Source organism: Streptomyces albidochromogenes (assembly GCF_005981925.1).
Classification (GTDB): domain Bacteria; phylum Actinomycetota; class Actinomycetes; order Streptomycetales; family Streptomycetaceae; genus Streptomyces; species Streptomyces albidochromogenes.
Window position 1 is genome coordinate 1 of sequence record NZ_VBVX01000490.1, and the last position, 3,019, is coordinate 3,019.

Annotated in this window: 1 protein-coding gene; it reads right to left on the reverse strand. The window is 73.5% G+C overall.

Annotated elements, in window-relative coordinates; genetic code table 11:
- Positions 1–2,993 (reverse strand): non-ribosomal peptide synthetase (locus tag E2E34_RS32950; RefSeq protein ID WP_138905506.1); only part of this gene is annotated, 2,993 nt, incomplete at its 3' end.
- Positions 2,994–3,019 lie beyond the last annotated feature (26 nt).

Sequence of the window (3,019 nt, forward strand, 5' to 3'; positions counted from 1 at the left end):
GGTCCGTAGGGGTGGGGGATGAAGCGGGTGGCGGTGGTGGTGGGTTGGGCGAGGTAGCCGTGGGCGATGCCGTGTCCGGCGAGGTAGAGCTCGCCGGTGGTGCCGGGGGGTACGGGGCGCAGGCGGTCGTCGAGTACGTACGCGTACTTGTTGACCAGCGGAGCACCGATCGAGACCGCCGGCGGTACCTCGCCCGTGCCGCGCGCGACGGTGTGGGTGGTGGTGAACCCCATCGACTCGGCCGGTCCGTAACCGTTGACCACGGTGACGTGCGGCCACGTCTCCTGGAGGGCCCGGATGTGGGTGGGTGAGGCGGGTTCGCCGCCGGTGTGGACGGTGTGGGTGGTGGTGAAGGTGTCGGGGTGTTCGTCGGTGAGGTAGTTGAAGAGGCTGGAGGAGAGCTGGAGCATCGTGACGTGGTGTTGCTGGGCGAGTTCGGCGATGAGGGCGGGTTCGGGTCGTTGGCCTGGTTGGAGGACGGTGGTGCCGCCGTGGAGGAGTGCGCCCCAGAATTCGAGGCTGAAGGCGTCCCAGGAGACGGGGGAGCACTGGAGGAAGACTTCGCCGGGTCCGAAGGCGCAGTGGGTCTGCGCGGTGAGGGTGGAGGTGAGGTTGCGGTGGGAGGAGAGGATGCCCTTGGGGCGTCCCGTCGAGCCCGACGTGAACATCACACACGCGATGTCATCGGGCCCTGTGGGTACGGCGAGGTCTGTGCCCGGCAGCTCGGACACGTCGGTCCCGTCCAGTGGCACCACCGCCCACGGGCCGCGCAGCCGGCCGGTCTGACCGGCCGACGTGACGAGGGCCGTGATGCCGGCGTCGGCGGCGGTGCTGGTGAGCCGCTCGTCGGGGAACTCCGGGTCGAGCAGGGCGTATCCGGCGCCGCACTTCAGTACCGCGAGGATGGTGACGGCCAGGTCCGCCGACCGGTCCAGGAGGACGCCCGCGAGATCTCCGCGCCCGAGCCCCGTCGTGTCCCGCAGGTGGTGGGCCAGCCGGTTGGCGCGGGTATTGAGCTCCTCGTACGAGAGCCGCTCGTCCCCGAAGACCACGGCGGTGGCCCGTGGACGCAGCCGTACCTGCTCCTCGAAACGCCCGGTCAGCGACCGGTCGTCCACCGGAACCGACGTGCCCGCCCACTCGCCCAGAATCCGCTGCCGGTCCGCGTCCGCCATCGGCTCCAGCTCGGACAGCCGCAGGTGCGGGGCCGACACGGCCTGCTCCAGAATCCGGCGGAACATCGCGGCCATCCGCTCCACGGTCTCCCGCTCGAAGACGTCCGCGCTGTAGAGCACCGTGCCGGCCAGCCCCTGCGTTCCGGTCCCGCCGTCGGCCGCCCCGGTGTGGAGCAGGAACTCCAGGTCGAACTTGACGGCGCCGGTCACCACCGGCCCGGCCGCGCCCGCCCGCACCCCGGCGAACTCCGGCCCGGGCGCCGGACCGCTCTCCACCGCCAGGCACACCTGGAACAGCGGATGCCGGGCCAGTGAGCGCGCCGGATTGACTGCCTCCAGTACGAGGTCGAAGGGCGCGTCCTGGTGGGCGAAGGCGTCCAGGTCCGCGGTCCGTACCCGGCGCAGCAGTTCGCGGAACTCCGGATCGCCCGAGGTGTCCGTGCGCAGCACCAGTGTGTTGACGAAGAACCCCACCAGCCCGGCCAGGTTCTCCTCCGACCGTCCCGCCACGGGCGAGCCCAACGGGATGTCGGTGCCCGCGCCGAGCCGGGTCAGCGTGGCCGCCAGCGCCGCCTGCACCACCATGAACGGCGTGCACCGCTCGGCGCGGGCCAACGTGCGTACGAGCGCGCCGAGTTCTGGTCCGTAGTCCACCTCCACGGCCCCGCCCCGAAGCCCGGCCACCGGCGGCCGCGGCCGGTCGTGCACCAGCCCCAGCTCCTCCGGAAGCCCCGCCAGCGCCTTGCGCCAGTACTCCAGCTGCTCGTCCAGGACCGGCCCGGACAGGGCCGACCGCTGCCACAGCGCGTGGTCGGCGTACGTCAGCGGCAGCGGTGCCCAGTCGGGACCGCGGCCCGCACGGCGCGCCGCGTAGGCCGCGGAGAGGTCCGCGAACAGCGGGCGCAGCGACTGGCCGTCCGTGGCGATGTGGTGGAGCAGCACCAGCAGCACCGCCGACTCCGGGCCGGTGCGCAGCAGGGTCACCCGCAACGGCGGTTCGGCCGCGAGGTCGAAGACGTGCCCGGCCGCCTCCCTCAGCTCGCCCTCCACCGCCTCGGGCGCCACGTCCCTCACAGTGAAGGACACCTCGCCCGCCGGATCGACCACCTGGTGGGGCTCGCCGTCCGCGACGGCGATGCGGGTCCGCAGCGGCTCGTGCCGCTGCGCCAGGTCGTCGAACGCCGCCCGCAGCGCGGCCACGTCCACCGGTCCGTCGAGGCGGACCGCCATCGGTACGTTGTAGGCGCTCCCGCCGGCTTCGAGCCCGTTCACCAGCCACAGCCGCTGCTGGGCGAAGGACAGCGGCAGCCGCTCCGGGCGGCTGACGGGTGCCGTGGGCGACGGCAGGGCGGCCCGTCGCCCGGTGAGCTCCGCGAGATGCGCGGCCAGCCGGGCCGGGGTGGAGTACCGGAAGACCTCACGCAGGCCGAGCCGGGTGTCCAGCGCCGAGGCGAGGCGGTTCGCGAGCCGGGCGGCGAGCAGCGAATGTCCGCCCAGCTCGAAGAAGTCGGCGTCCGGTGACGGTGCCCCGTCGACGCCCAGGACCTCGGCGAACAGGGCGCAGACGATCTCCTCCAGCGCGGTGCCGGGCGCCCGCGCCCCGTCCGCCGCGGCCGGCGCGCCGGGCTCCGGCAGCGCCCGCTTGTCGATCTTGCCGTTGGGGGTGAGCGGCAGCCGGTCCAGCAGGACGACGAACGCGGGCACCATGTGGTCCGGCAGCCGCTCCCGCAGCCAGGCCCGGACCGCGGCGGGCTCGGGGGCGGGCCCGTCGTGGACAGCCGTCACATACGCCGTCAGCCGCCCGTTCCCGTACGCCACGGTGGCTTGTGCGAGGTGGGGGTGGG